Below are 13,504 nucleotides of genomic sequence, written 5' to 3' on the forward strand. Positions count from 1 at the left end.
GTCCGGGCCTTCAGGCCGGGCGCATCACGATCCGGGCTTCGAAGCCGCTCGTGGCACCCGCGGGCGGTGAATTCAGTTCGAGCCGGGCGCCGAGCTTCTCGACGATGGTGGCGACGATCGACATGCCGAGGCCGTAGCCGGCGCGGTCCGATCCATGGCGCACGTGGCGGTGCTGCAGCGTGCTGAGCTGCTCGGCGCTGACGCCGGGGCCGAAGTCGCGCACGGCGAGCGTGCAGGGCGCCATCACCTCGATCACCACCCGGCCGTGGCCGTAGCGCAGCCCGTTCTCGACCAGGTTGCGCAGCGCGATGGCGAGCGCGTCGACGTCGCCGAGGCCGACCGGTGCCTCCTGGTCCTCGGGCACCTTGAGCGAGAGCCGCTCGTTGACGCGCGGGTCCTGCCAGAACTCCTGCGCCACCGTGCCTGCCAGCTGGACGAGGTCGATCGGAGAACGCGTCAGCGAGGCGCCCGATTCGGCGCGCGACAGCTGCAGCAGCTTCTCGGTGCGGTGGCCCAGCATCTGCAGCGCATCGAGCGCGGCCTGCACGTCCTCGCGCTTGAGCTCGTGTTCGAGCGCAGTCTGCAGCCGCAAGCGCGCAGCCGCGAGCGGGGTGCGCAGCTCGTGCGCGGCATTGGACGCCAATGCGCGCTCGACGTCGAGCGACTGTGAAAGGCGCTCGAGCAGCTGGTTGACGTGATCGCCCACCGAGCGCAGTTCCTTCGGCAGCCCCGGCAGCCGGATGGGGCGCAGGTCGGTGCCGCTGCGCTGCTCGATCTCGCCCGCCAGCCGCTGCAGCACGCGCAGCTCGGTGCGCGCCACGTTGCGCAGCACCAGCGCCAGCAGCGGCAGCACCGCGCCGAGCGGAATGATGAGCCCGAACAGCGTGCGGTTGAGTGCAGTGCGGCGCTCGTCGAGCGGATCGGCGACCTGGAAGAAGAGTTCCCGCGTGGGATGACGCACCGTGTAGATGCGCCAGGATTCGTTGTTCGCGAAGCCCGGTGCGAGCGGCACGTCGAAGGCGTTCACCGGCGCCTCGGCCGAGCGCAGCAGCACCCGCTCGTGCAGGTCCACCACCTGGTAGATCACGGCGTCGGTGGGAAACAGCTGTCGCGGTGCGATCAGCGTGCGCCGCGTGTCGGGGCGCTCGTTCTGCAGCTTGTCGAGTTCCTGCACCGCCATGTCGAACATGCGGTGCGAGACCTCGACCAGCTCGCTGTCGAAGTTGTGGTTGATCTCGCGGTCCACGTACCAGACCACGCCCAGCACGCACAGCAGCCAGACGCCGCCGACCCAGACGATCAGCGTGCGCGTGAGCCGGCCGGCCAGCGAGTCGCTCTGGCCCAGATGTCCGGCGCGGAGCCGGTCGATCACCCGCGCCTTCATTCGTCGTCTTCCTCGGGCGCGTAGGAGAGGCGGTAGCCCAGGCCGCGCAGGGTCTGGATGTGGCTGCGTCCGAGCTTGCGGCGCAGCCGGCTGATGAACACCTCCAGCGTGTTGCTGTCGGCCTCGTCGCCGAAGCCGTAGAGCGCATCGGCCAGGTTCTCGCGCGTGTGGATTCGATCGGGCCGCGTCGCCATGACGCGCAGCAGCGCCCATTCCTTCTGCGTCAGCGTGATCGGCAGGCCGTCCTTGCGCACCAGGTCGCGCGCGAGATCGATCTCGAGCGTGCCCAGGCGAAGCACCGGTGCGCTGCTGGTGCTGCGGCGGCGCTCGACCGCTCGCAGCCGCGCCAGCAGTTCGGCCGGGTCGTAGGGCTTGATCAGGTAGTCGTCGGCGCCGGCGTCGAGGCCGCGGATGCGGTCCGTGACCTGGTCGCGTGCAGTGAGCACGATCACGATCGGGCGCTCGCGCAGCGCCCGCACGCTGGGCAGCAGCGACAGGCCGTCGCCGTCACCCAGGTGCAGGTCGAGCAGCACGGCCGCGTACTGCACCGCCACCAGTGCCGCGCGGGCCTCGGCCAGGCCGGGAGCGACGTCGACCACGAAAGCCTTGGCCTCGAGGTAGCTGCAGACCGCGCCTGCGAGCGCGGCGTCGTCTTCGACCAGCAGGATTCGCACGTTCGAGCTCCACTCTTTTTCTTGTAAGCCCTGGAGTCTAGGCCACCTGTTCTTCAGCCGGCGTTCAGAACCGGATTGCAGACTTGCGCCGCATGATTCGCCCAGCCGCCTTGCCCCGTCCTTTTGCCGCCACCGTGGTCGCGCTGATCCTGCTCCTGCTGTGGGATGCCGGCGGGCTCGACGTCGCGCTGGCCGGCCTGGCGGGTACGCCGATGGGTTTCCCGCTGCGCGACAACGCCTTTCTCGTGAAGGTGATGCATGAGGGCGCCAAGTCGCTGAGCTGGCTGCTGGTGGTGGCGCTGTTCGCGGCCATCCGCTGGCCGTTCGGCGTGCTGCGCCGGTTCGATGCGCGCGGCCGGGTGCAGCTCGCCGTCACGGCCCTGGCCAGCGTGCTGGTCATCTCGATGCTCAAGTACACCAGCCGCACCAGCTGCCCCTGGGAGCTGCAGGCCTTCGGCGGCGTGGCGCAGCACGTATCGCACTGGGCATGGGGCGTGCGCGACGGCGGCTCGGGCATGTGCTTCCCGGCCGGCCACGCGTCGGCGGCCTTTGCCTACCTGGGGGGCTGGTTCGCCTTCCGTCGCACCGCGCCGTCGGTGGCGCGCATCTGGTTCGCCGGCGCTCTCGCGGCCGGGCTGGCGCTCGGCCTGGCGCAACAGCTGCGCGGCGCCCACTTCATGAGCCACACGCTGTGGACCGGCTGGCTCTGCTGGGTCACGGCCTACGCGATCGACGTGGCGATGGAGGCCGGCGCGCGCCTGCGCGCGCGTCGCGCGGGCCGCGTGGCCGTGCCGAATCTGAACGAAAGCTGATCGAGAGGTTCAGGGACTTTTCAGTCCCGGTTCATAGCCTTGCAGGATGCTTCGATTTCCTGCGCCGCGCACGCCCGCCTCCCTCGATTCCCGCAACGATTCCCGCAACGCCCCGCAGCGCGGCACGCACGATGCGATGGCCACGCCCTGGGCCGCCGTCGATGCCTGGATGGCGCGTCCGCGCTCGCCGCGCCAGGTGGTGGTGTGGCTCGGCCTCTATCTCGCGCTGGCCGCCAACTGGCCGCTGTGGATCGAACTCGCGCGCATCGGCGGCGCGCCCAGCGTCTACCTGCCCTCGATCGCGTCGATGGCGTTGCTCACGGTCTGCGGCACGGTGGCGCTGCTGTCCTTGACGGCCTGGACGCGCTGGATGAAGCCGCTCTGGTTCGGCATCGTGCTGCTGGCCGCGGGCGTGCAGCACTACATGCTGAGCTACCACGTGGTGATGGACCCGACCATGCTCGCCAACGCGCTGCAGACCGATCCGGCCGAGGTGCGCGACCTGCTGAGCTGGCGGCTCGCGTTCAACCTGCTGTGGGTCTGCGCCTTGCCTGGCTGGGCCATCTGGCGCGTGCGGCTCTTGCCGCAGCCGCTGCTGTCGCAGGCCTGGCGCAACGGACTGCTGCTGCTCGCGGTTGCGGTCGTTGCCGCTGGCGGCGCCATGGTCATGAACCGGCAACTCGCGCCGTTGATGCGCAACAACGTCGGCCTGCGCTACATGATGAATCCGGTCGCGAGCCTCTATTCGACGGCCTCCGCCACGATCCGGCCGATGTTCAAGCACAGCCGCAGGCTGGTGCCGATCACGGCCGGCACCGCGCTCGGCGCGAGCTACGCAGCGCAGTCGAAGCCGCCGCTGTTCGTGCTGGTGGTGGGCGAGACCGCGCGCGCCGATCACTTCTCGCTCAACGGCTATGCGCGCGACACCACGCCCGAGCTGGCGGCGCGGCAGGTGCTGAGCTGGCGCGACGTGCACTCCTGCGGTACCAACACGCTGGCCTCGGTGCCGTGCATGTTCTCGCCGCTCGGCAAGCTGGGCTACGAAGTGCGCAAGGACGACTACGAGAACCTGATGGACGTGCTCCAGGCTTCGGGCCTTGCGGTGTTCTGGCTTGACAACCAGGCCGGCGGCTGCAAGGGCGTCTGCGACCGGGTCCCGCATGCCTCGGCCTCCGACCAGCTCGAGGACGGCGTCAAGGCCGCGCTCTGCGACGGCGACGAGTGCCTCGACGACGTCATGCTGCGCAACCTGGACGCGCGCCTGGCCACGCTGCCGGCCGAACGCAGGGCGAAGGGCGTGGTGCTCGTGATGCACCAGATGGGCAGCCACGGGCCCGCGTATTCCAAGCGCTCGTCGCCCGACGCCAAGCGATTCCTGCCCGAATGCACGAGCAACGCGCTGGCCGAGTGCAGCCATTCAGAGCTCATGAACGCGTACGACAACTCGATTGCCTACACGGACCGCTTCCTCGGCAAGACCATCGACTGGCTCAAGGCACAGTCCGGCCACTACGACCCGGCGCTGCTCTACCTGAGCGACCATGGCGAATCGCTGGGCGAGTACGGCCTCTTCCTGCACGGCCTGCCCTACAACTTCGCGCCGGAAGTGCAGAAGCACGTGCCCATGGTCAGCTGGATGGGCGACGGCATGAAGGCGCGCCGCAGGCTGTCGTCCGCCTGCATGACGGCCGGGCTCGACACGCCGCTCACGCACGACAACCTCTTTCACACGGTGCTCGGCCTCATGGACGTGACGACCCCGAGTTACAAGCCCGCGCTCGATGCGCTCGCCTCATGCCGCGGCGGTGACGCGGTCGCCGCGCGCTAGGGCTCGTCGACGCTACTTCTTCTCGCGCGGGACCCGGCCCATCAGGAAGAACTCCGGGTTCGGCTGCATGCCGCTGAAGCTCGCGATCCGGTTCGAGAGGCCGAAGAAGGCCGTGATCGACGCGATGTCCCAGATGTCCTCGTCGTCGAAGCCATGGGCATGCAGCGCTGCGAAGTCGCCTTCGTCGATCTGGTCGGAGTGCTCGCAGACCTTCATCGCGAACGCGAGCATCGCGTGCTGGCGCGGCGTGATGTCGGCCTTTCGCCAGTTGACGGCCACCTGGTCGGCCACCAGCGGCTTCTTCTCGTAGATGCGCAGCAGCGCGCCGTGCGCCACCACGCAATAGAGGCACTTGTTGACCGCGCTGGTGGCGGTCACGATCATCTCGCGGTCGCCCTTGGTCAGCGAGCCTTCCTCCTTCAGCATCAGCGCGTCGTGGTAGGCGAAGAAGGCGCGCCATTCGGCCGGGCGGCGCGCCAGGCCGAGGAACACGTTGGGCACGAAGCCGGCCTTCTCCTGCACCGCGAGCACCTGGGTGCGGATGTCCTCGGGGAGGTCCTTGAGTTCGGCCAGCGGGTAGCGTTCGGTCATGCATGTCTCCTTGGGATCGGGCAAGCGCCCGATCATAGGGAGTCGAGCAGGTCCCGGTCGCTGTGGTCCTTGAGTTCGACGCCGGTCAGCCCGAGGCGCAGCGCCTCGCGCAGAAGCCAGCCGAGCTTGAAGGCGGCGGCGGCATGGCCCAGGCCTTCGGGGCGCACGTTCGAGATGCAATTGCGCTCGGCGTCGTGGCGACCGCGCCGGGGTGCGTGCGTGACGTAGATGCCGAGGCTGTCGGGCGAGCTGAGGCCGGGCCGCTCGCCGATCAGCATGATCGACAGGCGCGCGCCGAGCGCCTCGCCGACCTCGTCGGCCAGCGCGACCCGCGACTGCGATGCGACGACCACCACCGGCGCCAGCGAGAGCTCGGGCGCCAGATGCACGCGCAGGGCCGCGAGCAGCGGCACCGCCTGTCGATCCACTGCGAGCGACGAGAGGCCGTCACCGATCACGATGCATACATCGGCCGGCGCGGCGCCGAGCGCGCGCAGGCGTTCGGCATCGCCGGGATCGAGCTGGCGGCCGAGGTCGGGGCGGCGCAGGTAGCTCGTGCGATCGGGCGCGCGGCTGCGCACCTGCAGCGGCTCGAAGCCTTCGGCGCGCAGCGCGGCCTCGAGCGCGGGCAGATCCAGCGCCGCATGGATCGCATCGCGCGCCATCGCGTGGGCCCAGCCGAAGCGCAGCACCTCGTCGGTCGGCATGCCGGCGCCTGCGCGGCCCAGTGCGAGCCGCGCCGGCGTGGCCCGGCGCCAGTCGCCCAGGGGGCTTGCGGTGACGATGGGTTCGTCGCTCATGGCGCAAGGCCCTTCAACGCACCCATGTCTGCCAGCAGTCGGTTGGCCGCGGGCGGCTGCAGCCGGCCCGCGGCATCGGTGATCTGCATGCGTGCCAGCCAGGCCTCGAACTCCGGTGCCCGCGCGAGGCCCAGTGTCTGGCGCAGGAACAGCGCATCGTGGAAGGAGGTGCTCTGGTAGTTGAGCATCACGTCGTCGGCACCCGGCACGCCCATGATGAAGTTGATGCCCGCGGTACCCAGCAGCACCAGCAGCGTGTCCATGTCGTCCTGGTCGGCCTCGGCATGGTTGGTGTAGCAGATGTCGCAGCCGATCGGCAGGCCCATGAGCTTGCCGCAGAAGTGGTCCTCCAGGCCGGCCCGGATGATCTGCTTGCCGTCGTAGAGGTACTCGGGCCCGATGAAGCCGACCACGGTGTTGATCAGCAGCGGCTGGTAGCGCCGCGCGAGCGCATAGGCGCGCGCCTCGCAGGTCTGCTGGTCGACGCCGAAGTTCGCGTTCGCCGACAGCGCGCTGCCCTGGCCGGTCTCGAAATACATCACATTGCGGCCCACGGTGCCGCGCCCGAGCGATTGCGCTGCCGCATGGGCCTCGTCGAGCAGTTCGGGCGTGACGCCGAACGAGAGGTTGGTCTTCTCGGTGCCGCCGATCGACTGGAAGACGAGGTCGATCGGTGCGCCCGACTCGGCCAGCTTCAGGGTGTTCGTGACATGGGTCAGCACGCAGCTCTGGGTCGGGATCTCGAAGCGCTGGATCACCTCGTCCATCAGGCGCAGCAGGTCGCCGAGCACGGGCATGCTGTCCGAGGCCGGGTTGAGTCCGATCACGGCGTCGCCCGAACCCATCAGCAGGCCGTCGAGCATCGAGGCGGCGACGCCGCGCAGATCGTCCGTCGGATGGTTGGGCTGCAGCCGCACCGAGAGACGGCCAGGGAGTCCGATGGTGTCGCGAAAGCGCGTGACCACGCTGCACTTGCGCGCCACCGCCACGAGGTCCTGGTTGCGCATCAGCTTGGAGACCGCGGCCACCATCTCGGGCGTGAGGCCGGGCGCGAGCGCGGTGAGCGCCGCGGTGTCCGCGCGGTCCGACAGCAGCCAGTTGCGGAAGTCGCCGACCGTCAGGTGCGACACCGGCGCGAAGGCCGTGGCGTCGTGGCCGTCGATGATCAGGCGGGTGATGTTGTCCGCTTCGTAGGGCACCAGGGCTTCGGTGAGGAATTGCCCGAGCGGCGTCTCGGCGAGCACGTGGCGCGCCGCCATGCGCTGCTGCGCGGTGTCGGCGGCGATGCCGGCCAGCTGGTCGCCCGAGCGGGCCGGACTCGCGAAGGCCATGACCTGGCGCAGGTCCTCGAATTCGAAGGCCTGCGATTCGATCGTCGTCCGGTAGCGCATGGTGAGGTCCGTGGAGTCGTCAGGTGCGTCGAATGCGTCGGAGGACGCGTGCAAGAGCGGTGCCAGGGGGCTCCCGGCCCGGCAATAATGGGCCCGTTTCATCATTCAACCAAGGGCCTGCCGTGCGATCCATTCTTTTCGCAGCCGTCGTTTCTTCCATCGTCCTGCCGAGCGCCTTCGCGCAGACGGCGCCCGTCACCAAGCCCAGCGGCCTGGTGTTCCAGTCGCTGACCGAAGGCAAGGGCGCCTCGCCGGCCGCCACCGACGTGGTCAAGGTGCACTACCGCGGCACCTTCCCCGACGGCAAGGAGTTCGACAGCTCGTACAAGCGCGGCGAGCCGACCGAGTTCCCGCTCAACGGCGTGATCCCCTGCTGGACCGAGGGCGTCCAGCTCATGAAGGTCGGCGGCAAGGCCAAGCTGACCTGCCCCCCGGGCATCGCCTATGGCTCGCGCGGTGCGGGTGGCGTGATTCCGCCGAATGCGACCCTGAACTTCGAGATCGAGCTGATCGCGGTCAAGGGGAAGTGATGCAGTCCGGGCGGCGCCGTCTCAACCGACGTTGCCTCCGGGCTGATACTGGAACAGCCAGGTCTCCGACAAGGTCTGGTCCCCGTTGCGCAAGTAGAGCCGCATGTCCACCGGCTCGTTGCCTTCGGGCGTGAAGTCGAACTGCGCGCGCCAGTGGCCCGGAACGCCGTTCGGCACCGCCTCGGAAAACACGTACGAGAACTTGCCGCGGGCTGCCGTCAGCACCAGCTCGGGCTTCACGCCCGAGGGCAGCGTCTCCAGCGGCTTGCCGATGAACTCGACCATGAACTTGCGCACGCCCGCCGGTCGCGGCTGCCCGGGCTGTCCGCCGCGTCCCATGCGGGTCGCGATGCAGCGCGCCAGCGGTGACGGAAAGGGCTCCTCGGCGGTCCAGTGCAGGCGGTACTTGAGGGTCACGCTCGAGCCCGCCGCGGCCGGCGCCTTGGGCACCCAGCAGGCCAGCACGTTGTCGTGGATCTCGTCGTCGGTCGGGATCTCGATCAGCTGTACCTGGCCTTCGCCCCAGCTGCCCACCGGCTCGACCCAGAGGCTGGGGCGCTTCTCGTAGTACACGCCGTCCTGGTAGTGGTCGAAGCTGCGGTCGCGCTGCAACAGGCCGAAGCCCTTGGGATTGTTGTCGCTGAAGGTCGATGCCCGGGTCTGCGTCGGGTTGTTGAGCGGGCGCCAGATGCGTTCGCCGGCGCCGTTCCACATCGCCAGGCCGTCGGAGTCGTGGACCTCGGGGCGCCAGTCGATGGCGGTCGGCTTCTGGGATTCCGAATACCAGAACATCGAGGTCAGCGGCGCCAGGCCAAAGCGCTGCACCTCGCGGCGCAGGAAGAGGCGGCACTCGATGTCCATCAGCACGCCCTTGCCGCGCGTCAGCACGAACTTGTAGGCCCCCGCGAGACTCGGTCCCTCGAGCAGCGCGTAGATCGTCATCGCATCCGAGCCCTCGGCGGGCGGCTCGAAGTAGAAGCGCGTGAAGTCGGGAAACTCCTCGGGCCGGTCCGGTACCGCGGCGTCGAGCGCGATGCCGCGCGCCGACAGGCCGTACTGGTACAGCTCGCCGATGGCGCGGAAGTACGAGGCGCCCAGGAAAGCCACCCAGTCGTTCTTCTGCCAGGGCAGCCGGCCCTGGTCGCCGAGGCGGCTCTCCTGCACCTTGAAGCCCGCGAAGCCGGCGCCGTCCGGCAGCTTGCGCGCCGGGCTGTCGGCAGGCATCGAGAAGGCGGCCGCGTCGTACAGGATCTCACGCGCGAAACCGTCGCCGGCCGCACTCTCGAGCACGAACATGTGGACCGGCACCGGAAAGAAGCGCCCGAGGTGGAAGAAGCTGACCGGGAATGGCCCGGGACCGTTGCGGAACAGCGCATGGTCGGTGTCGAAGCGGATCCTGCCGTGGGCGTCGTAGTCGATGCGCTGCAGCACATCGGCGGGCAGCGAACGGTCCGCGAGATAGGGGCTGGCGGCGAGCGTCCTGGAAAGCGCGACCAGGCGGTCGAACGAGAAGGGCGCCGGACGGCCGAGCTGGAGGCCCTGGGCGGCGAGGGCATCTGCAGGCAGGCCGAGGGCCGCCAGCGCGAGCGAGGCGCCCGTTGCGCCGAGAAGTGAGCGACGATCGATCATGTGGCCTGCATGCTAGCGATGCCGGCGGCGGCAGGCCGTAGGTTTGTGGCGCCTGCCGCTGCCGCGTGGTCCTACATGCCGGGCCATGGACCTCGAATTCGAAAGCAAGACCCGGAGTGCGCATGCGGGCCTTCCTTTCTACAGTGGACCCATCGAAACTCAACACCGTCGAGGACCGCGATGAACATGAAGGACAGCAATGAACTGCGCGCACTGGCCACCGTGAGCGATCCGCGCTGGGCGCGGGTCGCCGCGCGCGATCGCGACGCCGACGACCGCTTCTTCTATTCGGTGCGGACCACCGGCGTCTACTGTCGGCCGTCGTGTGCGGCGCGGCCCGCGCGGCCCGAGAACGTGGCCTTCCATGCGAGTGCGGCGGATGCCGAGCGCGCCGGCTTCCGGCCCTGCAAGCGCTGCAAGCCGGACCAGCCCGTGCGTGCCGAACGCGATGCCGAACTGGTGGCCGGACTGTGCCGCTACATCGAGCAGGCCGAGCAGGCGCCCACACTCGAAGAACTGGCCGAGCGCGCAGGCCTGAGCGCCTCGCACCTGCACCGCCGATTCAGGGAAGTCACCGGGCTGACGCCCAAGGCCTATGCGACGGCGCACCGAGCAGGCCGGGTGCGGGCCGCGCTCGCGCGCAGCGACACGGTCACGGACGCCATCTACGACGCCGGCTACAACTCCAACGGCCGCTTCTACGCCGAAGCCGACGGCATGCTCGGCATGACACCCAGCGCCTGGCGCGCGGGCGGGGCCGACACCGAGATCCGCTTCGCGATCGGCCAGTGCGCGCTCGGCGCGATCCTGGTCGCGCAGAGCGAACGCGGCGTCTGCGCGATCGCACTGGGCGATGACCCCGACCGCCTCGCGCGCGAGTTGCAGGACCGCTTCCCGAAGGCCCGGCTGATCGGCGGCGATGCCGCCTTCGAGGCGCTGGTGGCGAAGGTCATCGGCTTCGTCGAGGCGCCCGCGCTGGGGCTCGACCTGCCGCTGGACCTGCGCGGCACCGCCTTCCAGCAGCGTGTCTGGCAGGCTCTGCGCGAGATTCCACCCGGGACGACCGCGAGCTACAGCCAGATCGCCGAGCGCATCGGCGCCCCGAAATCGGTGCGCGCCGTGGCCCAGGCCTGCGGCGCCAACACGCTCGCGGTCGCGATTCCCTGCCATCGCGTGGTGCGCAGCGACGGCAGCCTGTCGGGCTACCGCTGGGGCGTCGATCGCAAGGGCACGCTGCTGCGGCGCGAGGCGCAGGACTCGTGAGCGCGCGCGACATCGATGGCGTCGACTGGTCCGGTGTCGAGGACGCGCTCGACGCCCAGGGCCATGCGGTCATCGGCGGCCTGCTTACCGCCGAGCAATGTCGGTCGATGGCGGCGCTCTATGCCCTCCCGGCGCCTTTCCGCAGCCGCGTCGTGATGGAACGCCACGGCTTCGGCCGCGGCGAGTACAAGTACTTCGACTATCCGTTGCCGGGGCTGGTCGAAGGCTTGCGCGAGTCGGTGTATCCGCGGCTGGCGCCGATTGCCAACCGCTGGAACGAGGTGATGGGCGTCGACACGCGCTATCCCCCGCAGCACGCCGAGTTCATCGCCCGCTGCCATGCGGCCGGCCAGTCGCGGGCCACGCCGCTGCTGCTGCAGTACGGCGCGGGCGACTACAACTGCCTGCACCAGGATCTCTATGGCGAGGAGGTCTTCCCGCTGCAGCTCGTGGTGCTGCTGTCGGAGCCCGGGCGCGATTTCACGGGCGGCGAGTTCGTCATGACCGAGCAGCGTCCGCGCATGCAGTCGCGGCCGATGGTGCTTGCGCTGCGCCACCAGGGCGACGCGGCCGTGATCGCCGTGCAGCACCGGCCCGTGCAGGGCACGCGCGGCAGCTATCGCGTGAACCTGCGCCACGGCGTGAGCCGGGTGAGGTCGGGGCAGCGCCATACGCTCGGCATCATCTTCCACGATGCGGCCTGAACACCGATGACGCCGGATCTCTTCGAACCCGACGCCCCATCGACGGAACCGCTCGAGCCGGGCGCCGTGGTGCTGCGGCAGTTCGCGTCGAGCCACCAGGCCGCACTGCTTGCAGCGGTGCAGGCGGTCACCGAGCAGGCACCGTTCCGGCATCTCGTGACGCCGGGCGGCTTCACGATGTCGGTCGCGATGACCAACTGCGGCGCGCTCGGCTGGGTCAGCGACCGGAGCGGCTATCGCTACGACGCCATCGACCCCGAGGGCGGCCGCCCCTGGCCGGCCATGCCCGAGCCCTTCGCCGCACTGGCCGCGCGCGCCGCGGCGGCCGCGGGCTTCGACGGCTTCGCGCCCGATGCCTGCCTGATCAATCGCTACCGGCCCGGCACCCGCCTCTCGCTGCACCAGGACCGCGACGAGCGCGACCTGCGGCAGCCGATCGTCTCGATGTCGCTGGGCCTGCCGGCGGTGTTCCAGTTCGGAGGCGCGACGCGCGGCGAGCGACCGCGTCGCGTGCCGCTCGCGCATGGCGACGTGGTCGTTTGGGGCGGGCCGGCGCGGCTGCACTTCCATGGCGTGTTGCCGTTGAAGGATGGCAGCCATCCGCTGCTGGGCGACTGCCGCATCAACCTTACGTTCCGCAAAGCGGGGTGAGCGGGCCCAGCGGCACGCGCGGCGCGAGCCGCCGCGTCTCGCCGATCGCGGTGACGAAGAACTCCTCCTCGGGCATCTCGCGGAGCGCGCGCAGTTCGGCGAGCTTGCGCGGCGGCTCGTCGAGCGCCTCGTCGGTGAGCTGGAACACGCCCCAGTGGATGCCGAGCGAGCGCTTGGCGCCGAGATCGGCGTGGATGCGCAGCGCCTCGGCCACGTCGACATGCTGGTCGCGCATGAACCAGCGCGGTGCGTAGGCGCCGATCGGGATCAGCGCCAGGTCGAAGCCGCCGCCCTGCGCCTTGGTCTGACGGTCGCCGAAGTGCTCGCGGATGTCGCCGAAGTCGCGCGAATAGCCGGTGTCGCCCGTGAACAGCAGGTGACAGTCGGGCGCGAGCATCGCGAAGCCGCCCCACAGCGTCGCCATCGCATCGCGCGGACTGCGCGAGGACCAGTGCTGCGCCGGCACCAGCGCCACCTCGACCGCACCCAGCGGGCCTTCGAGGCGCTGCCGGTCCCACCAGTCGAGCTCCACGGTGCGCGTGATGCCGCGCGCCGCGAGCCAGGGCTTGAGTCCGAGCGGCACCGCGAACAGCGGCGGTCCGCCGGGCTGGCGGTTGAGCGCCGCCACCGAGGCGGCGTCGAGATGGTCGTAGTGGTTGTGCGAGACCAGCACCAGGTCGACGTGCGGCAATTCGGCCAGCGCCAGCCCGGGCGCCGCATGCCGACGCGGGCCGACCAACGGCAATGGCGAGGCGCGGTGCGAGAACATCGGATCGGTCAGCAGCGTGATTCCGCCCAGCTGCACCATGGCGGTCGCATGGCCGATCCAGGTGACGGCCGGCTGCATCGCCGCGCCCGCGGCGGCATTGGCGCGCAGCCAGGCCAGTTCGGGCACGACGCGCGGCGTGGGCGCGAGCGGCTTCGGCGGCAGGCGCAGGCGTGCGGCCTCGCGGCGCCAGCGGAGCACCTCCGACAGGCTCTTCGGCTGGAACTCGAGGTAGTTGTTCTGGAAGCCGTCGGCGCGGTGATGCGGCTTGGCGGGATCGTGATAGGGGTTCATGGCGGTGCCGAAGACTAGGGCCTGTTCATACTACTTCCGGGGTCGCGAAGGTATGCCAGGGTGGGCCAATCGAGGCGCGCGACGCCGCTTGTGCGTTGGCACATGCAAGGAGTGCAACGCGGAGTGGCCCGCCCTGGCATACCTTCCCGTTGGGTTGTCCAGCAAAGGGGCCGTCTGCCGCGTTGCC

The 13,504-nt window shown here is 69.9% G+C and carries 13 protein-coding genes; 6 read left to right on the forward strand and 7 right to left on the reverse strand.

Going from position 1 to position 13,504, the window contains the following annotated elements; genetic code table 11:
* Positions 1-10: 10 nt before the first annotated feature.
* On the reverse strand, positions 11-1,384 hold the full coding sequence (locus QTH87_RS05525) for a sensor histidine kinase (protein ID WP_286607539.1): 1,374 nt from the start codon (positions 1,382-1,384) through the stop codon (positions 11-13).
* The gene (locus QTH87_RS05530) at positions 1,381-2,058 is read right to left on the reverse strand and encodes a response regulator (protein WP_286607541.1); all 678 of its coding nucleotides are present in this window, start codon (positions 2,056-2,058) and stop codon (positions 1,381-1,383) included. Before QTH87_RS05530 ends, QTH87_RS05525 begins: the two co-directional genes overlap by 4 nt.
* Positions 2,059-2,168: 110 nt before the next feature.
* On the opposite strand from QTH87_RS05530, the gene QTH87_RS05535 reads away from it, so the two are divergent.
* Positions 2,169-2,870 (forward strand): phosphatase PAP2 family protein, encoded by a 702-nt coding sequence (locus tag QTH87_RS05535; RefSeq protein WP_444812741.1) that lies wholly within the window; start codon positions 2,169-2,171, stop codon positions 2,868-2,870.
* A gap of 136 nt (positions 2,871-3,006) precedes the next feature.
* Positions 3,007-4,698, forward strand: coding sequence for a phosphoethanolamine transferase (locus QTH87_RS05540; protein ID WP_286608035.1), 1,692 nt, complete (start codon positions 3,007-3,009; stop codon positions 4,696-4,698).
* A gap of 12 nt (positions 4,699-4,710) precedes the next feature.
* Here QTH87_RS05540 and QTH87_RS05545 read toward each other — a convergent pair whose 3' ends face one another.
* From QTH87_RS05545 to QTH87_RS05555, 3 genes are read right to left on the reverse strand one after another with little or no spacing between them, the layout of a single operon-like run.
* Positions 4,711-5,289, reverse strand: coding sequence for a peroxidase-related enzyme (locus tag QTH87_RS05545; protein ID WP_286607544.1), 579 nt, complete (start codon positions 5,287-5,289; stop codon positions 4,711-4,713).
* A 32-nt stretch (positions 5,290-5,321) separates the two neighbouring features.
* Entirely contained in the window at positions 5,322-6,089 is a 768-nt protein-coding gene (gene eutC, locus QTH87_RS05550; protein WP_286607546.1) for an ethanolamine ammonia-lyase subunit EutC, read from the reverse strand.
* Positions 6,086-7,480, reverse strand: coding sequence for an ethanolamine ammonia-lyase subunit EutB (locus QTH87_RS05555; RefSeq protein ID WP_286607547.1), 1,395 nt, complete (start codon positions 7,478-7,480; stop codon positions 6,086-6,088). Before QTH87_RS05555 ends, eutC begins: the two co-directional genes overlap by 4 nt.
* 122 nt (positions 7,481-7,602) lie before the next feature.
* Here QTH87_RS05555 and QTH87_RS05560 point away from each other — a divergent pair, with 122 nt between their 5' ends.
* Positions 7,603-8,010: an FKBP-type peptidyl-prolyl cis-trans isomerase gene (locus QTH87_RS05560; protein WP_286607548.1), complete on the forward strand. Its 408-nt coding sequence runs from the start codon at positions 7,603-7,605 to the stop codon at positions 8,008-8,010.
* Between the two features lie 21 nt (positions 8,011-8,031).
* On the opposite strand, the gene QTH87_RS05565 is transcribed toward QTH87_RS05560, so the two are convergent.
* Complete coding sequence (locus QTH87_RS05565) at positions 8,032-9,639, reverse strand: OpgD/OpgG family glucan biosynthesis protein (protein WP_286607549.1); 1,608 nt, start codon at positions 9,637-9,639, stop codon at positions 8,032-8,034.
* A 186-nt stretch (positions 9,640-9,825) separates the two neighbouring features.
* Between QTH87_RS05565 and ada the strand changes: the two genes are divergently transcribed.
* Genes ada through alkB form a run of 3 tightly spaced genes read left to right on the forward strand, consistent with a single transcriptional unit; the run spans position 9,826 to position 12,257 of the window.
* Positions 9,826-10,902 carry a bifunctional DNA-binding transcriptional regulator/O6-methylguanine-DNA methyltransferase Ada gene (gene ada, locus QTH87_RS05570; RefSeq protein ID WP_286607550.1) on the forward strand — a complete coding sequence of 359 codons (1,077 nt, stop codon included), beginning with the start codon at positions 9,826-9,828 and terminating at the stop codon, positions 10,900-10,902.
* Positions 10,899-11,606 (forward strand): 2OG-Fe(II) oxygenase, encoded by a 708-nt coding sequence (locus QTH87_RS05575; protein ID WP_286607551.1) that lies wholly within the window; start codon positions 10,899-10,901, stop codon positions 11,604-11,606. Before ada ends, QTH87_RS05575 begins: the two co-directional genes overlap by 4 nt.
* A gap of 6 nt (positions 11,607-11,612) precedes the next feature.
* Positions 11,613-12,257: a DNA oxidative demethylase AlkB gene (gene alkB / locus QTH87_RS05580; protein ID WP_286607552.1), complete on the forward strand. Its 645-nt coding sequence runs from the start codon at positions 11,613-11,615 to the stop codon at positions 12,255-12,257.
* On the opposite strand, the gene QTH87_RS05585 is transcribed toward alkB, so the two are convergent.
* A complete protein-coding gene (locus QTH87_RS05585) occupies positions 12,235-13,317 on the reverse strand; it encodes an MBL fold metallo-hydrolase (protein WP_286607553.1) in 1,083 nt (360 codons plus the stop codon). The two genes, alkB and QTH87_RS05585, sit on opposite strands and share 23 nt — an antisense overlap.
* Positions 13,318-13,504: the final 187 nt, after the last annotated feature.

The organism is Variovorax jilinensis (assembly GCF_030316885.1).
Taxonomy (GTDB): Bacteria; Pseudomonadota; Gammaproteobacteria; order Burkholderiales; family Burkholderiaceae_C; genus Variovorax; species Variovorax jilinensis.